This is a genomic window from Streptomyces sp. NPDC091280, assembly GCF_044768565.1.
Classification (GTDB): Bacteria; Actinomycetota; Actinomycetes; order Streptomycetales; family Streptomycetaceae; genus Streptomyces.
Map to the genome: position 1 here is coordinate 66,660 of NZ_JBIVUZ010000022.1, position 16,321 is coordinate 82,980.

Consider the following 16,321-nt stretch of genomic DNA (forward strand, 5'->3'; position numbering starts at 1 on the left):
GGCCCCACTGGGATCCCACAGCCGGGCCGGCACCATCGCGCACGACCGGAGCCGATCACCGTGATCGTCTCCGTACCCGCCCCCTTCGCCCACGACGGTGACGAGATCACCGGGACCGAGAAACAGATGCTCGACGAGCTCCACCTCCGCAAGACCGTTGGGCCTTGGGGCGGGTCCCGATCTCGCTGACGAAGTGCTGGTCGCATTGTGTGAATGTGCGCCTGAGTTCCCCGTAGCCCCGCTCCTCGCGGACGGCGCCCCCGGTCTTGCGGAGTGAGCCGACGGTCGCTCGTCACTCGCAAGGGTGAACGCTGAGGAAGCCTCACCTGTTCATCAGCTCCCAGACCGCGTACTCACGCGCAGCGGTCACCATCGGCTGGATGCAGGTCGTGCTGCACGGACTCCCGGTCACCGCCAAGCGACTCCGTGAGGACCGGATCCTCGAAGAGGCTGCCGTCACCGGCGCCGACCCGCAGCACCTGTGCGTGGTCTTCAACATCACCCCGGAGACAGGTCTGCGCTACATCCGCTTCTTCCAACCAGACCCGGCGTACAGCGACGACGCGTCGCCCAGCCACATGGAAACATCGTGACCGGAGTTCCCACCTGTCAGCGGCCAGTTAGGGTTCCCCAGTCGTAGCCAGCTGACGGGGAATCACATGGCCGCGACGAAGCACACCGTCAGTGATGGCTATGAGCACCCCCATTACAGAAGAAGGCGCACCATGATGCCCGTCGTGCACCTCACCACCAGCTACCCGGAATACGTCTGGGAACTGCACACCCCCACCGACGTCGTCGCCCGCGCCGAGGCACTGGATGGCGAGATCGTACGGATCTGCCGGATCACCGTCCCGCTGTGCCACCGCGGACACGGCTACGCCAGCCTCTTGTTGCGGGCCGTCCTCGACCACTTCCCCGATGTAACTGTCGGCCTCGCAGCGAGCCCGCCCCCTGCAGCGCCCGGACTCGATCGCACAGCGTTGCGCGCCTGGTACGCACGCCACGGCTTCGTTCCCGCTCCTCTGAGGAACGATCCACACCGCATGCTCCGCCCGCCCGCCCCCGGGTCGTCACCGGCCGTGTCCGACGCATCGAGGATGGGGAGTTGAACTGGCCGCGAGTGGGGGCCGCCTGCGGGGAATCACTGACCATGCGCGGGGAAAAGATCTTGGCCGCTGTCTCCCACCGGGAGTGCGCCGCGAGCCAAGTTATCGCGCATCTGATCCGGCACCGCCTCGGAACTCAGAGGTGGCACCGCATCCGAGATGGCCGGGACATCTGCTCCATCCTGCGCGCAGGAGCAGTACCTGCGTCGCGTCACCGAACTGACTCAGGATACGAGGCCGTCGCATGACCAGCACCAACAACGACACTGCCGCCGTCGTCACCAGTGCCTCCCCTGCACCCCTGCCTCGGTCCGGCGGCGCGTGGGCCCGCGACCTCGGCGATCAGTACAGCAAACTCGCCCGGACCTCGACAGACCCGCAGCAGGCTGAAGCCAATGCCGCCGAGGCGCGCACGTACTACGACATCGCGGACCGTATGGACCGCGCCATATCCGACACCGGCCAGCCCGGAGAGGAGCACAAACCGTGACTGTCACCAACGACGAGAAGCACCGCCCGCCCGCCCCGGAGCGCTGGACCGACGGCATGCGCACTCAGCCCCTTCGGATCGCCGCGCGCACCGAGTGGCTGTACAGCGAGTACGACCCCAGAGTGATCGTCCCGGAGGGACGCACACGCCACGCGTTCTCGCGCAGCGCCAACGTCACCGCGTCCGATGTGCCCAGCCCCTCCGAGTCCATGCAGGACCTGGCCAGCCATCTGCACCGCGCTGTCGCCGCCTTCGGCGACGACAAGGACCTGGTCATCGAGGTTCGGCTCGCCGACGACGACAACACCCGGGTCCTCGAAGAGTTCTTCTCGCAGGAGCTCCGCATCAGCTTCGATCCGACGCGAAGCGTCACTCAGCCGGGGGAGGAGCGGACCGATCGCTGAGAACACTCCCGCTCCCGCCGCCGAGCTGCCCAGCTCGGAGATCATCCCTTGGGGTACGGCGTTCTGCCGATCGGCTACTGCAGGTCCTCCGTGTTCGGCATGGAGTACGTTGAGCGTCGGGTCTCCTGGAGCGGGATGGACCCCGAGAACGGCGAAGACCTCTGGGCCGTGGCGCACATAGGCGCGTGCCTGGCTCCCGACGGCGCCCGGGAGTACGGGCCGCCGCCGTCATTGCGCAACGACAACTGGCCAGCGCGCTACCTGTTCAGCCGCAAGGAGGCTCTGCGCCGAGCAGCCGTGGCCGTCAGCCAGATCACGTTCAACAGCTGGACGATCGTCCGGCGGAACAAGCACTGCACGGCACATATCGCTGGGTGAGCGCGTGACCACCTCGGCTTCGCGCCCTACGGGCGTTGGCCTCGGGGGTCTGGGTCGGCATAGCCGACCCGGATGCGGGATCGACACCGGAACAGGCCGGGTGTTCGTGTGTCGGTCCGTTCCCCGTTGATACCTCGGCGTCTCGGCATGGACATCCCCGGGTTCCGGTGGTGCCCCCGACGAGACGTTTTGCTGCCACCGGCCGGAAGCGACAACGACGCTGATCGCCGACGCCCCGAGCAAGACACCGAAGAGACCCTCAATGCGTCAGCCGGGACACGCATCGGCCTCCAACCAGACTCCTGACGGCCTCCCGCGAGCGCCGCGCTCTGACGACGGGGCTGGCCATGGATACCAAGGAACCGAGCGCCTCCATCATCCGCGCAAAGGGCAGCGCCTCCCTCTAGGTCATGCGAGGGAGCCCGCTCGGGGAACCGAGACGGCCCTGTCCCGATTCCCCGAGCGGGACTCGATCTTCAAGGACCAGAAGTGATGAAGCACAAGACCACAGAGATCGTCGACGCCGCGATCCAGATGTACGCCGACCTCCAGGAGATAGCCGGACTCATCTCGCGCGTGCTCGCGAAGTTCCCCGCGGAGACGGTGCCTCAGATACTCAGGCCGTTCCTCGGCTCACCGAGCGTCGCGTTCGCGCGACCGTCCATGACGGGCGACGGCAAAATCACGCTGCGACTTGAGCGCGGGCTGTCCCAGGTGCAGGCCCAGATCCCCGATACGTGGCTGATGATGCACCAATCGGAACTGACAGCCGCCGTACGCGAGATCTACTGGGGGGACAAAGAGCACCGCCTCCGCCGCGAGCTCACCCGACTTGAGAAGTCCATCGGGGACCACAACCGCCAGGCTGAGCATCACCGTGTCAGAGCGAGCGAGGCACTCCAGGAGTACAACCGCCTCGCCACCAGGATCCGCCGGCGCTCGGCCCGTAAGAGCCGCGCCGCCGGGGGAGACACCGATGCCTGACTTCATCACCTCCGGTTCCGGCGGGGAGGCCGAGCAGGTGTTTCCTGGGCACGAAGGCGGAGGCGGCCCGGGACGGAGGCGGCCCGGGAGTTCGGGTACACCGTAACGATCGCCGAGAGGACGACTTGGTGCGGGTCGCGGACAGCCCCATGCCCCGGACGCCGCCGAGAAGTATGCCGTACACCTTCTGAGCACTGACGACGAGCGCGTCCGCGACAAGCGGGGCCCGTCGGCGCGATCCCGGTCAGCGACAGACACCTGGCTGTTCGCGGGCTACGCCTCCTCGTGTTACCCAACCGAGCTGGACCCGCTGCCGCGCCGTCAGGACGGTCCCGGCAACACTCCGCCCGCGACGACCGACCGCGTTGCGTGCGTAATGGAAAGGAAGCACGACATGGAGCAGACGGCCGCCAGTCCCTCCGCACCCGCACAGTTCACGCCCTCGCTGCGTGTGGAGCGGTTCGACGAGGTGGTGCAGTACGACGACGCGGGGATGGCCAAGCCGCCGCAGCGGATGTACGAGAAGGTGTGGCAGGGGCGGTGCGGCCCGGACTTCACCGTCGAGGACGGCGAGGACAGCTACCGTGTCCGGCCCTTCCGGCTGCGCGTCCGCTGGCTCCATGATGGCGACGCCATACCCCGCTGGAACAGCATTGAGGTAACCGGCCAGGTGGTCCTGCCCGACGACTGCCTGCACCGCCGTCCCGTCCGAGAGATCTGGACCCATTGCCACGCCGAGCTGGGGGAGGTTCCCCACTGGTTCCTCCAGTTCGTGAGCGCCAACCCCCCTGCTCCACGCACCGCCACGGAGGGCTGACACACCACCCGGCCCGGCCGGTTCGCCGTCGTACACGGCGGGCTCGGCCTGTCCCGGCTCCTGTCGTCGCTGTGGCCCGTTGCCGTTGCCGGCCGAACGTCATGCTCGCCGCGCCGATCGCTACCCTGCTCACTGCGATCGTCCGCCACCTGTGCGCCGATGTCTTCAGCCGACAGGATCTAGCTGGGCATCTCTTGGCCGCCCAGCTCTTCCCCGGCAGCACCCGCCACACCCTGACCCTGCCCCCGCGGGATCTCCAGACCTGCTGGGCGTCCTGCTGGAGATATGCATCGCCTTCTCCGGCGGAACGCTCTCGCCTGAGGCGTGCGGTTTCACCGAAGCCGACACGCGATGCAACCGCCACACCAGCGAGACGCCGCATGGAACTGCGCCTGCTCTCCGCGCCTGCCGACCCAGGCTTCCGCCTCAGCCTCGATGGCACCGCCCGCTTCGTCCACGAGGGCTACACAGTCTCGGTCCAGGTGCGCCGTGCCACGCCCGAGGACGCCCTGAACTACCACGAGTACGAGTACGACCCTGACGAGGTCGTGATGGCCGGTGCCGTGACGCTGGAAGGCACCGACGTGGGTGCCGCCTGGGCCGTCGCGAACGAGCGCGACGCCCACGACATGCGAGAGGCCCTGGAAAGGGTCCTGCGCGAGGCCGTTGACGACCTCCGCCGCACTGTCGCCCGTCTGAACGCCCGGGAGGAGGAGACCGACCGCACGTGCCGCGCCCAGCAGCCGTAACCCCTCACCACCGGCCCCGCCCCGTCGAACCGGCCTGACCGCTCGTCCGCTTCCACCGCCCACACGCGAAGGAGACGCCCTCGTCGACGCGATCGAGCCTCACGACCACACCGTGACCGACCCACGAGACCTCGGGCAGCTTCCCCCCCCCGGCCACCGCGCCAACTATGTACCGCCTCGGCACCGATCCCGGCCAGGAACTCTGCATCAGCTGGGCACTTGGCTACGGCGGATAGGCATTCGACCCTCAGCTCCTCGACGCCGACACCATCATCGACAGTGCGGCCCGCTTGCACTTGCTGCTGGCTACCGGCAGGCGGGCATGATCCGGCACATGACCCCCTGCGCCGCCGCCCCGTTCAGGCCTGTGGCGGGATCATCCCGGGCACGGCTGCGCCGACCACGGAGCACGCCAGACTCCGGCGATGGTGTGGCACGACGAACCTCAGTGCTCGGGCTGGACCAGAGCGCGCCGCGCAGAATCCAACCCACATCACGCCCCCTCAAGGAGGGACTGACCCATGGCCCGCACGCAGAAGATCACGCAGAATCAGGTCAACCATTGGAAGAACACGCTGGAGCAGATGCTCGAAGAGGGCGACTTCAGGTAGGACGGTCGGCCGCTGAGTCCCGAGGGTATCGCCCAGCGGAAGCAGGAGATCGCCATGCTGCGCGGACTGAACACCCTTCGTGTGGGCCAGATCGTCGATCTGGACACCGTTCAGCCCATTGACGAAAACCCCACGTCGCTGGAGGCGCCCAGTCTCGGCGAGTAGGGGCAGCTCGGCACCAGGTGAATCCGGTCCCGAGCGAGGGCGGCCGAAGCGAGAGGGAGTCTGATCAACTCTCGGAGACGAGAGGCGCGGCCCTTGTGAAACCCCGTCGAAATCCTCCTTTCGGCGGGGTTTCTCTGTGTCCGGATTGACCTTCCTGCGCGCTGGGGCTACATCAAATCCGCCTGGTTGCTTCTCCGGAAGAACGTCAGCCAGTACTGCCCCGAGCACACCCCGAATGGGTCGCCGAGCGGCGCGCCCGAAAGAAACGCGACAATCCCGAGGAAGAGGGCTGAGCAGTGCCAACCACCCGTCAGCCCCTGGCCGCCCGCATGCGGCCAACGTTGCTCGACCAGATCGTCGGAAAGGCGCACCTCGTCTTCCCGCGCTCGCTGCTCGAACTGCTCGTGTCCGGCCGCGGCGCGACCTCAATGCTCCCGTACGGCCCGCACGGATGCGGCAGACCACCATCGCCAGCGTCGTCGCGCACCAGACGAGCCGCGCTTCGTCGAAGCCCAGGCGACGGTCGTGATCGCCATGGCTCCCAAGTCGCCGGCAATCGTCTGCGGTGTCGGCCAGGCGCTCGGAGATGTACGGGTGGCCGCACGGGCGAGGTCCCGGTGCATCTGCGCAATGCGTACTACCCGGGAGCCAAGGTCCTCGGCCACGGCCAGGGATATCTGTACCCGTACGGCTCCGAGCACGGCCTTGTCACCCAGCATGACCTACCTGGCCGAGCGCTCGGCACGTAGTACCGCGTGCCGACATCCAACGGCTTCGAACAGACCATCAGCCAGCTGCTGAGCGCCGACCGTAGCCCCACGACGACCCAGGAGAACAGACCATGGCCTACACCACTGTTGACCCGCCCCTCCTCACCGAGGACGCCCTCACCGTCCCGTACGACGAATCCCGGTCGCCCCTGCTCCAGCGCCCCCCAGCTGAGGCACTGCTGTCGGTGGATCCGTTCCGGCGTCGCTTGACGATCTCCGCTCGCGCTGGGCGGAGTACCTGATGAGCAGCACGACGACGGCCGCCCTCGTCGGGGCGGCCCCCAGTCTCCGGCTGGCACTGGCCGCTGGCCCCCAGGCCACGGCCGGCTTGCAGAGCCCGGACAACGACGCCGCGCGGACCATGTCCGCTCTTGGCTGGTGCGCCGCGTTCGTGGACACGGTGCGCCTGGCCGCAGCCGGTGGCCTTAGAGCCGACGATTCCGGGTTCCGTGCGGTCGACGCGGACGGCCGCACAGGACGGCGGGTCAAGGGTGAACGGGTGCGGCTACTCGCTCGCTGCGGATACCTGGCGTCTCACCCCTCGGGCCTGGTCGTGGCGACGGAGGACGGACACGAGGCGCTCAGGCTCGCCGAGGCTGCCGGGCCAGACGTGCTGTGCGATGAGGCCGATGTCATGACATCGGTTCGCAAGGCCCGCCGCGCCCGCCAATGGGACAGCCGCGCTGGCCAGGACGCGCACGCCTTGCCGGTCCTCCCAGGGGGTGGTGAGGAACGCCGCCGCCTGGCCGCCGCCCGCAAGCGCACGGAGCGGGCGGCCGTCGAGGCGGAGAAGACCCGCAAGCGCATCGAGGCCCGGATGCGGCGGGCAAGGATCCGAGACCGGCGGGAGGTCCGCCAGAAGGCGGCACGGGAGGCTGCGCACACCGCGCCACGCCGGTGCTGCCGGGGGGTGTGGCCGCTGGAGGGGCGGTGCGGGGAGTGCCGGGAGCTGGCAGCGCTGGGCATCGAGGATTTCCCTGCGCTCCCTGCGGGCGACAGCAGGACGCAGCAGGATCACGACAACAACAGGGATGGACACACGGACATGGCGGGTAAGCGACGCATCACGGTGAACCGGATCACAGAGCTTCTGTGGCACGCGACCACGCGCGGGCAGGTCTACACGATCGTTGAGGAGGACGACCTCGAGTTCCCGTGGATCGTGGTGTCCCCCGACGGTGAACCCGTCGCTCGTCTGCCCGTGACCATCGACGAGCCGTCGACCGACGACATCCGCGACATTGTCAGGGCACACGCCGACGGCAAACCCGTTCCTGGCCTTCCCGCCCGCTCCGAGCGGGCCGCCGAGGTCCCCGCCTCCGGCGACGCCGACAACGCGCCGTCCCCCGTGCGGGCGGTCGCGCTGGACCTCTACGAGACCAAGTGGGTGGCCGAGTGCGACCGGCATGGCCCCGTTTCCATGGCCCTCAACAAGCACGGCGACCCGGTGGCCGACATCTCCGCCGCCTACGTGCACACCTCCCGGGATGAGGCCGACGACGCCGCCCGCCTCCATCTGGACCAGCACACCGCACAGGACGTGGAGATCATGACCCCCGACGACATCGACGTTGCCCAGTCGCTGAACTTCAGCCGCGCCCAGTGGCGCGCCCTCCGATGGATGCGCGAGGGCAAGGTGCGCGAGACCGCAGACGGGTTCACAGCCTTCGACATCTCCCCAGACAAGGCCGACATTTCCGCGAAGATCAATAAGCAGCGCGTACCGGGCCTTTGGAGGGCCGGATTGGTGAAGGTGCACGCTGTCGCCCCCGGCGTGCGCACGTTCGACCTCACCGATAAGGGCGAGGCGGCGTTCCACCTGTGGTCCCAGGCCGTGCGTATCGGTGCCGTGACCGAGCCGGAGAAGGACACCAAGCCCACGGCCGCGAAGGAAGGCCCCTACCGTTGGCTCTCGGCGGGGGACACCTGGCCTGGTGAGGCTGAGGCTGCGCAGGACGCCGCCGACGCGGTGGCCAAGGCCAAGGCTGAGGCGGCAGGGCTGCGCACGGCCGAGGAAGAGCGCGCGGCACTGAAGGCCGCGACGCCCACCGACGAAGAAGTTGTCGTGATCAACACCTTGGGGCGCGAGGGCCTGGACGAGAATGCAGCGGCAGTGCTGGCGGCCGCATATATCGGGCACGTCGTTACCCGGTACCGGCCCGAGGCTACGTCGGTCCGTCTCGATGAAGGCCCGAACGAAGATGAGCGGCACGTGTCGCGGACGTACAACGTCAACGGCGTTGAGAAGCCGATCACGACAGAGGCGGACGACACGCTGTCGGCGATCCCCACCCACCTCACGGACGCCACGGCCTGCACCTGGCACGCGCTCTGCACGTTGGTGAATGAGCGGTACGGGGTGTACTGGCTCGACCTTCAGGCCGCCATGGAAGCAGGCAGGGCCGTGCTCGCCGAGTTCGCCACCGATGAGGAGCTGGAGCCGCGGGCGTCGCGTGAGTTCGTGCACATCGCCGAGCCGGGCACGAGCGCTGAGGTGATCGAGTGGGCCGGGGCTGGTCTGCTGTGGCAGCACGGGGACGGGTTCGCGCACGCGGGCTGTATAGTGCCCGCTGCCCGTGTAGCGCCGCTGATGGAAGCGGGGACGCTATACCGGTCTGCCGACGGACGGGTCTACCCCGTCAAGGACGCGAAGGCCGAGACGGCTGGCGAATCCGAGGTGAGCAGCGCCGCCGGCGAGGTCATAGCGGAGACGGGCGACGAGGCGGCGGACATCGTCATTCGCCACTGCCGCGCCTAGGGGGAATGAAACGACCTCTTCCTCAGATCCGGCCCTCTGCGCGATAGCTACGATGCCTAGCTCGCCGCTGCTCCATTACCCTCGCCTTTCACGGCCGACTCGGCGGCGCCGAAGCTGCTCCTCGCGCGCTTCGAGGAGCGCTTCCAAGGTGGGGTGTAGGCGCGGCCAGGTATCGGGGGGCCTCAGACGGCCTTGGCTCAGCGCCTTCACCGTGATCGCCAGGTGAACAGCCAGGTGGTGTTGTCCGATCACTGCGAGCCACCCGGCACACCAGGGCAACGGCTGAGTGCTGTCGGACTGTTCGAGGGGGCAGTCCACGACAGGGGCTTCAAAGGTCGCTAGGTCGCGAGGTGTGCCGTTGGCGCGGGCTAGCAGGTCCATCTCGTGATCCGACACGGCTGTGAGATCGGAATCCCTACGCCACAGGCACTGGGCGCATGGATGGTCCCGCGAGTGGTACGTCGCGCCGGGCTCGAAGGCCAGGACCGTAACGTGGACCGCATCGTCGCTGTGCGGTCCGCTGGTGTGCTCCACGTTCGTCTCCCCATGGATTCGACTGCCTGGTATCGGACAGCTAGGAAGCGCTCTTCCATTCCTGTTCGCTCAGCGGCGCCCGGCTCAGGTGGGGCTTCACCGGGCCGAAGATCATGGGGATGAGCATGTCCGGCGAGAAGAGGCGCGCAGCTGGCTTCTCCAGACTCATCACGTCCAGCAGAGCCCTGAGGGCACGAGGGTTGCGGGCCCCAGTGGCCACCGCCTGGTCGATGAATCGGGCGAGGAGTCGCTCCACTGCGTTGGGGGGTGTGTCGGTGGCGCCGGGGTAGAGCGCGTCCTGTCCGACGGCGAGGTCCCAGGCGGCGGCGACCGGGCGGGCGGCAGCCCGCTGGAGGCGCTTGGCGGTGCCGGGTGCGGTGATACTGGTGGTGCGCAGGATGTCCCGGACGGCTATCGCGCACTGGGCGGCGACTGTCAGACCGTGGCCATAGACGGGGTTGTAGGCGGCGATGGCGTCGCCGAGGATCGTGTAGCCGTCTGGCCAGCGTTGTGCCTTTTCGTAGTATCGGCGATGGTTGGCGGTGCTGCGGGTGGTCGCGATGTCTCCGATCGGTTCGGCGTGCTCTAGGAGCCGGCCGATGACGGGGTCGCCGAGGCTGCGAGCGAAGTCTCCGAAGAAGCCCGGGTCGCTAGTCGGTTCTCCGCCGCGGGTTCCGGAGAGGGTGACGATCCACTGGTTGTCCTCGATGGGCAGAATGATGCCGCCCTGGCCAGGGGCCTTGGCGGGGTTGGCCTGGACGTTGATGAGCGGGAAGTTGCGGTCGGCGGTGGTGCCCGGGGCCCGGTAGAGACGGGTGGCGTAGGCGACGCCGGCGTTGACTTCCCGTTCACGGGGCCTGGGCAGGCCCAGGCGTTCGAGCCATACGGGGGTGTGGGAGCCACGGCCGGAGGCGTCGACGACGAGGTCAGCGTCCAGGGTGAGTTTGTCTCCGCCGGTGCTGACATTGAGGGCGGTGACGCGGTTGGCATCGCCGACGAGTCCGAGCGCGGTGGTGTTCTCGCGGAACGTGACGTTCGCCAGGGCTCGGACGCGGGCGCGCAGCACGGAGTCGAGGAGATCGCGGGAGCAGACGAGATTGCGGTGATGGGCCGCTGTGAAGCGCCGGAACCAGACCTCGTTGGGTGCTCGGGAGACCATGTCGCCCATGATGTGGACGAGACGGCCGCCCTTGGCGACAACGTCGTCGGTGACGCCGGGGAGCAGGTTGTTGAAGGCACGTACTCCGCCGCTCCACACCAGGTGGGCGTGGCGGGCTTGTGGGACGCCGCGGCGGGGTTCGGGTCCGTCGGGCAACAGATCGCGTTCGACGATGGTGACGTCGGCGAATTCGGCCAGGGCGGCTGCGGCGAAGAGCCCGGCTGCGCTTGCCCCGATGACGACGGCGGTGGGTCGGCGGTCTGTGGAATTACGAGGCATGTGTATCGGCGCTTTCTGTGCCGGTCACCCGCTGGCGGATGCCGTCGACGAGGCGGGGGTGGTGCAGGACCTGCGCGATGGTGTCGATGTGCTCGTGGATGTCCGTGCCGAACTTGAGCTGCTGGTCCGTGAGCGTCTCGGGGCGGGGCACACCGGCGCGATGAGCGTCGATGGCAGCGCGCACGGTGACGGCGCGGGCTACGTCGCGGGCCTTGTCCTCGGCGTAGCCGGAGGGTGCGGCTCGGTGGGCTCTTTGGTAGAGGTCCTGATCGAAGTAGGGGACTAAGACGCGTAGGGCGTCGTGGATGCGCTGCTGGCGCTGCACCAGGCGGAGGTCCAGCGGCATCCAGAGGCCGAACCGGGCGGGGGCGGAGGAGGGGGTCACCTCACCCACCGCCCGCCACAATGAGCGCAGACGCCAGTACTCGCGCCGGTCACGGACCCATTTCTGCTGGAGGGGACCGGCCTGGGGAACGATGAACCCCATGGCCACGAGGATCCCCGACAGGAGCGCGAAGGGCGGTGCGATGTTGGTGCTGAGGATGTCCCAGTCGCGGCCCGACCAGCGGGCGCTGATCGCGATCAGTTTCACCACGTCGAAGACGAGTCCGGAGGCGAAGCCGAGCTGCAGGAAGACCACGCCCGATCTCAGCCAGCGGTTCTCGACCTCGGGGAACCACTTGATCAGCATGTAAGTGGCGACCGCGGACGTCGCCATGTGGGCGCCCAGGTACAGGAGGATGTGCTCGCTCATCCAGGGGGTGCTGGCGTAGTAGGTGTCGAGGTCGTAGATCCTCGGCTCGGGCACGCGGGCCAGTAGGAAGGTCACCCACAGCATCACGATGATGCCCGTGTAGATCCAGTAGATGAGGCGCATCCGGCGCTGGCGCCCGGCGGAGGGCTCCTCCCGCCATCGCATGATCATGGTGAGGGCGGTGGCGCCGAACGCGGTCAGGAACGAGTAGGCCCAGGGCGAGGCGATGTTGGGGACGCCGGTCCCCCGGTTGAGGCGTTCGATGTTGACGGGGGTGATGACGACGAGCACGGCCGTGGCGAAGCCCAGCAGAAGCGTTGTGGCCTTGACGTTGGGATCCCGCCAGGCCCGCACGATGGTGGGTAGCTTGAGGAGAAGGGCGATCGCGAGGAACGCTGTGGGCAGGGCGTACGGGATGTGAAAGTACGCGCTCACGACAGGCGCCCACCGCGGTTGAGGAGGGAGAGGTTTATTCGGCCCTCGACAGTCGCGTCGCTGACCGGCCCTTGCGCGTACTCCCCCGTCATCCAGGTCCGCACCGCCCGGCCGAAGAGCAAACCGAAGGTCTCCGCGTCCACTTCGTGGTCGTCGGCGGAGTGGGCCCGGGCCGTCACCGTGAGGACGGACTCCCTCGACGCGTCGTACTGGTCGAGGATCTGTTCCACAGCTCGCCGCACCGTTTCAGCCGACTGGGGGGCGCCGTGCGTGCGGGCGGCCGCGGGCATCCCGGCCGTGTGATGGCCCGCGTTGCCGTCCTCTTCGTGCCACAGTTCGTGGCCGAGGATGACGAACTGGGCGCCGGGGGCGGTGGCTGCCTCGACGACGATGAGGGAACGGTCCCCGAAGTCCAGGCGTACGCCCGACATTCCGGCTTCCGGCGGGAACGAGTGGAACTTGAGCTCGATCGGCCGGCCTTTGCGGACACTCATGGCCCGGCAGAACTCCTCCATCACAGCCCGGGGTTCGGCCGGACGCTTAAGTAACTTCGACACCTCCTCCCCTAAGTCGCTGAGCAGCGCCTTCATCGCCCTGGTACTCATGTGCCGGACTCACCCTTCTGCGGCAACACCGATTGCAGCACTCCCCGGAGAACCCGTTCCACTTGATCCCGTGTCAGGTCGCCGTCCTGCCTCATGTGCGCGCTTTCCACTCCGTATTCGCGCATGAGCTGCGACAGAGGATCGGTGTCGGTGCCTTCCAGCTTCCGCAGGACGGGAAGCAGCACGCGGTTGAGCGCCTCGTCGGCCGCAGCGGTGAAGAAACGCTCGCCGCCGTCGACGCGGAAGTACCCCGCCAGATGATGCAGGAGATCGACGTTGGGCATCTTCTTGCCCTCGCAGACGCTGCGCGCCCAGAAATCGGAGATCCCCAGCGCCTTGTGGAGGTCGGCGGCCAGGTGCTTCATCTCTTTGCCGGTGTCGGCGAGATAGGCGTCACTGACCACCTTCATACGCGCGCAGACACGGTCGGAGACCGTATCGGGCGTCGGTTTGCCGCCCTTCACCAGGCGTCTGACAACGGTGACCGGCAGAGCCGTCTTCGCGGCCAGAGTCTGCACGTCGAAGATGTCCGCGCGGTCGAGGCCCTGTTCGGTGATCAGCTCGTTCAGACGTCGCAGCGTCTCGGGCAGTGATGTGGATGGCTCCAACGAGGTTCTCCCTACGGGCCCGTGGGGGCGGCGGCTCCCGCGCATGTGCAGGGCAGCGTACGTGCAAACAGCCCCGGTTCACAACGATCGTTTCTCAGCCGAACGCGATCGTTAGATTTCCAGCGTTCTTCCCAGATAGGGGCAGACCCTCGCTCGTCTCCCCGCAGGGCAGCTCTTTCCGCCTGACGAGTCACGCCAACGATCGTTCGCGAAATTCGATCGATCGTTGACACTCGGCGTTTGCGCGTAGCAATATCACCGGACAGCGGAGGTGCCTCGTCCGGCTATCGGGCGTGATCACCATCGCCGGTGCTGTCCTGCCCATGCCCCCCACCACAGGGAGACACCCTTGCACGCGCCACGCGCGCCGAAGGGCGCCCATCTAGCGGGATTTGGTTCCCGGCCCTGCCGTGGGGGCGAGTTACTCCCTACTTCCGGACGCCCTCCGAACCCCCTGAGTGAGAGCCGCTCTGGGGATGGATGTCTCGGGGTGTGCCGCCGTGGTCGGCAGTACGGGTTGACGGGAGTGGAGCTATGAGGTCGTGATCGCCGCAGGCCTATGCCGGCGAGTCGGTACCAGGGGTGCCACACACCCTCGCCCCAACTCTCGAGGAGTACGTCATGCCGACCCTGGGCTCGCTCCCCACCGACCAGCCTGAACTCGAACTGACATTCGTGGCGAGCGGTTCCCAACGTGCCCAGACCGCAGAAATCAGCGGCGTGGTCACGTTGACTCCGTACCAGCTACTGGAAGACGGAGTCCCGTCGGCCCTGCCCGATGGCTCGCTCGTCCTGATCACCGACACGTCGCCCTTTCGTCTCCGAGGCCGCAACGCGACGATGCTCGAGCGGTTGCTCCAGCGGATGAGCCGGGACGGCGGAGCAGGTCTGGGTCTGGCCGTAAGTGCTCCCCCCGGCGTGCGCCAGCCGTTCCCCCCGGACATCGTGGACGTGGCCGCCCGGCTGGGCATCGCCCTGTTCGCCACGTCCGCGCCTACCGAGTGCTGGGAGCGCGCGCACGAGGAGATCCAGCAGTCCCGCCTGATGTTCGCCGAGCGCCGCGCTGCCCAACTCGGCTCGCTCGTACAGGAACTGCCGGCTCAACTGGCCGATCCCCGGGCCATGCAGCGCATCGCGGACTGGCTCGCCCGAGTCCTCGACTGCCAGGTTCTGGTCAGTGAACCGGAGCGCGTCCTCGCCGCCTCACCGGCCACGGCCGCAGAGCAGTTGGCCCGGGCCATCATCCGCCAGTCCGTGGACGGAAGTCTCCCCGAGACGCTGTCCGGACCTCACACTCAGCTCATCTCGCTGGCCCCGGCCTCGGCTGCGGACACCGTACTCGCAGTGGCCCGCAAAACCCCTTTCGATGAGGCGGACCTGCGGTTGCTGCAACATGCGGCAAAACTGCTGGGCCTCGTGGACCAGGCGCACCGTGAGTACCGGGCGGCCTCCGACGCGTCCCGCGCGGCGCGCAGCGCAGCAGTCGAGCTTCTTCTGGACGGCGAGGTCGAAAAGGCGCGGCGCGTCATGGCCAATCTGGCGCCTGGACTTCTGGAAACGGAAACTGTACGCGTCTTCGTTGTGGAGACCCAGCAGGCGCACCGGGATCTGGCTGCACGCCGCTGCAACGCAGTTGTCGGCCAGCAGACCCTTGTCTTCTCTGACCCGCGAGACAATCGGCGGATCCTGATCGTGCATCCGATCCGCTCCGACGGCGACACCGGAGCGCAGGTCTCCGCCGAACTCACCCGCCTGGTGGGCACACTGGGACCCCCCTCGTCCCTGGGTGGCAGCGGCGTCTACTCTGTGACGCTGCTCGCCGACGCGCTCAACGAGGCCATCACCGCACAGAAGTTCGCCGCCTTCCAGCTGGACCCCGTGGCTCTGTCCGTGCACGGCTCCGACCTCGTCAGCCTCCTACCGCAGGTAGAAGCCCAGCAGTGGGCCCGCCGACTGCTGAACCCGCTGATGCGCGACGAGACACAGTGGGAGTCCATGCGGGAGACCCTTCCGGCTGCCCTCGCCCACCCGTACACGGTGGCCGCTCGTCGGTTGCGCCTGCACCGCAACACCGTCATGCGCCGCGCTTCACGAGCTGCCGAACTCTTGTGCGTGGACTTTGCCTCCATCAACGACCGCATCGCCGTCGCCCTGGCCATGGAACTGGTCACGCAGCGGGAGGTGTCCGCATCGCCGCAGCTGACGGGTTCGGAACCGCCTTCTCTGGAACGACTGTTGGGCACTCCGCAGGTACACGCCTGGGCACAGACCCTGGTCCGGCCGGTCCAGGCGGACAGACGCGATCTGGTGTCCACGGCACTCTCCTGGCTCGCGTTCAACACCCACGTCGAGCCCGCGGCCCGCGAGCTCGGCCTCTCTGCGGTCACGGTCCGTTCCCACCTGCGAGCCCTGGAAGGCCACATGCAGCGCGACCTGGCCACCCTCGTCGGTATACGTGATCTCCAGTTCTCGTTGCACGTCGTCACGGGGCAGCCTGACTTCAGCTCAGACCGTCCAGACATGTCCGTAGTCGCCTCCTGACTGTCGCCGGGCGCCGGCGCGGGACCTGGCCTTCGTCTCCCTCCCATCCTCCGGTCTGCCGACCTCGAAGGGCGGCACGACGGCGACGGTTATGTCCGCTCGTACCCGCACGAACCGAACGGTGTGGCGCAGACGGTCTCCAGCGTCCCGGGAGATGTCCGCGCAGACCTC

17 protein-coding genes are annotated in these 16,321 nt (G+C 67.9%); 11 read left to right on the top strand and 6 right to left on the bottom strand.

Going from position 1 to position 16,321, the window contains the following annotated elements:
• Positions 1–380: 380 nt before the first annotated feature.
• The 8 genes from ACIQPR_RS45160 to ACIQPR_RS45195 all read left to right on the top strand — a co-directional run bounded on the left by ACIQPR_RS45160 (position 381) and on the right by ACIQPR_RS45195 (position 4,931).
• Positions 381–593: a hypothetical protein gene (locus tag ACIQPR_RS45160; RefSeq protein WP_403662221.1), complete on the top strand. Its 213-nt coding sequence runs from the start codon at positions 381–383 to the stop codon at positions 591–593.
• Between the two features lie 66 nt (positions 594–659).
• Positions 660–1,112: a hypothetical protein gene (locus tag ACIQPR_RS45165; RefSeq protein WP_403662224.1), complete on the top strand. Its 453-nt coding sequence runs from the start codon at positions 660–662 to the stop codon at positions 1,110–1,112.
• Between the two features lie 241 nt (positions 1,113–1,353).
• Positions 1,354–1,599 carry a hypothetical protein gene (locus ACIQPR_RS45170; RefSeq protein ID WP_403662227.1) on the top strand — a complete coding sequence of 82 codons (246 nt, stop codon included), beginning with the start codon at positions 1,354–1,356 and terminating at the stop codon, positions 1,597–1,599.
• A complete protein-coding gene (locus ACIQPR_RS45175) occupies positions 1,596–2,003 on the top strand; it encodes a hypothetical protein (protein WP_403662230.1) in 408 nt (135 codons plus the stop codon). Before ACIQPR_RS45170 ends, ACIQPR_RS45175 begins: the two co-directional genes overlap by 4 nt.
• Before the next feature lie 99 nt (positions 2,004–2,102).
• A complete protein-coding gene (locus ACIQPR_RS45180; protein ID WP_403662233.1) occupies positions 2,103–2,381 on the top strand; it encodes a hypothetical protein in 279 nt (92 codons plus the stop codon).
• A 492-nt stretch (positions 2,382–2,873) separates the two neighbouring features.
• Positions 2,874–3,365: a hypothetical protein gene (locus tag ACIQPR_RS45185; protein WP_403662236.1), complete on the top strand. Its 492-nt coding sequence runs from the start codon at positions 2,874–2,876 to the stop codon at positions 3,363–3,365.
• Positions 3,366–3,759: 394 nt separating this feature from the next.
• Complete coding sequence (locus ACIQPR_RS45190) at positions 3,760–4,182, top strand: hypothetical protein (RefSeq protein ID WP_403662239.1); 423 nt, start codon at positions 3,760–3,762, stop codon at positions 4,180–4,182.
• 380 nt (positions 4,183–4,562) lie between these two features.
• The gene (locus ACIQPR_RS45195) at positions 4,563–4,931 is read left to right on the top strand and encodes a hypothetical protein (RefSeq protein WP_403662242.1); all 369 of its coding nucleotides are present in this window, start codon (positions 4,563–4,565) and stop codon (positions 4,929–4,931) included.
• Positions 4,932–5,874: 943 nt separating this feature from the next.
• Here the strand turns inward: ACIQPR_RS45195 and ACIQPR_RS45200 are convergent.
• On the bottom strand, positions 5,875–6,078 hold the full coding sequence (locus ACIQPR_RS45200; protein WP_403662439.1) for a hypothetical protein: 204 nt from the start codon (positions 6,076–6,078) through the stop codon (positions 5,875–5,877).
• Positions 6,079–6,135: 57 nt separating this feature from the next.
• Between ACIQPR_RS45200 and ACIQPR_RS45205 the strand changes: the two genes are divergently transcribed.
• The gene (locus ACIQPR_RS45205) at positions 6,136–6,456 is read left to right on the top strand and encodes a hypothetical protein (RefSeq protein ID WP_403662436.1); all 321 of its coding nucleotides are present in this window, start codon (positions 6,136–6,138) and stop codon (positions 6,454–6,456) included.
• 262 nt (positions 6,457–6,718) lie between these two features.
• The gene (locus ACIQPR_RS45210) at positions 6,719–9,235 is read left to right on the top strand and encodes a hypothetical protein (RefSeq protein WP_403662245.1); all 2,517 of its coding nucleotides are present in this window, start codon (positions 6,719–6,721) and stop codon (positions 9,233–9,235) included.
• Between the two features lie 75 nt (positions 9,236–9,310).
• Here the strand turns inward: ACIQPR_RS45210 and ACIQPR_RS45215 are convergent, their stop codons facing one another.
• The 5 genes from ACIQPR_RS45215 to ACIQPR_RS45235 are packed head-to-tail and all read right to left on the bottom strand — an operon-like array spanning position 9,311 to position 13,609.
• A complete protein-coding gene (locus ACIQPR_RS45215) occupies positions 9,311–9,769 on the bottom strand; it encodes a DUF6283 family protein (RefSeq protein ID WP_403662248.1) in 459 nt (152 codons plus the stop codon).
• Positions 9,770–9,809: 40 nt separating this feature from the next.
• Positions 9,810–11,207: an NAD(P)/FAD-dependent oxidoreductase gene (locus tag ACIQPR_RS45220; protein ID WP_403662251.1), complete on the bottom strand. Its 1,398-nt coding sequence runs from the start codon at positions 11,205–11,207 to the stop codon at positions 9,810–9,812.
• Positions 11,197–12,396 (bottom strand): MAB_1171c family putative transporter, encoded by a 1,200-nt coding sequence (locus ACIQPR_RS45225; RefSeq protein ID WP_403662254.1) that lies wholly within the window; start codon positions 12,394–12,396, stop codon positions 11,197–11,199. The genes ACIQPR_RS45220 and ACIQPR_RS45225 overlap by 11 nt, the downstream gene beginning before the upstream one ends.
• Complete coding sequence (locus tag ACIQPR_RS45230) at positions 12,393–13,001, bottom strand: toxin (RefSeq protein WP_403662257.1); 609 nt, start codon at positions 12,999–13,001, stop codon at positions 12,393–12,395. The genes ACIQPR_RS45225 and ACIQPR_RS45230 overlap by 4 nt, the downstream gene beginning before the upstream one ends.
• Positions 12,998–13,609 carry a hypothetical protein gene (locus ACIQPR_RS45235; RefSeq protein WP_403662260.1) on the bottom strand — a complete coding sequence of 204 codons (612 nt, stop codon included), beginning with the start codon at positions 13,607–13,609 and terminating at the stop codon, positions 12,998–13,000. Before ACIQPR_RS45235 ends, ACIQPR_RS45230 begins: the two co-directional genes overlap by 4 nt.
• Before the next feature lie 621 nt (positions 13,610–14,230).
• On the opposite strand from ACIQPR_RS45235, the gene ACIQPR_RS45240 reads away from it, so the two are divergent.
• Entirely contained in the window at positions 14,231–16,150 is a 1,920-nt protein-coding gene (locus tag ACIQPR_RS45240) for a helix-turn-helix domain-containing protein (protein ID WP_403662263.1), read from the top strand.
• Positions 16,151–16,321 lie beyond the last annotated feature (171 nt).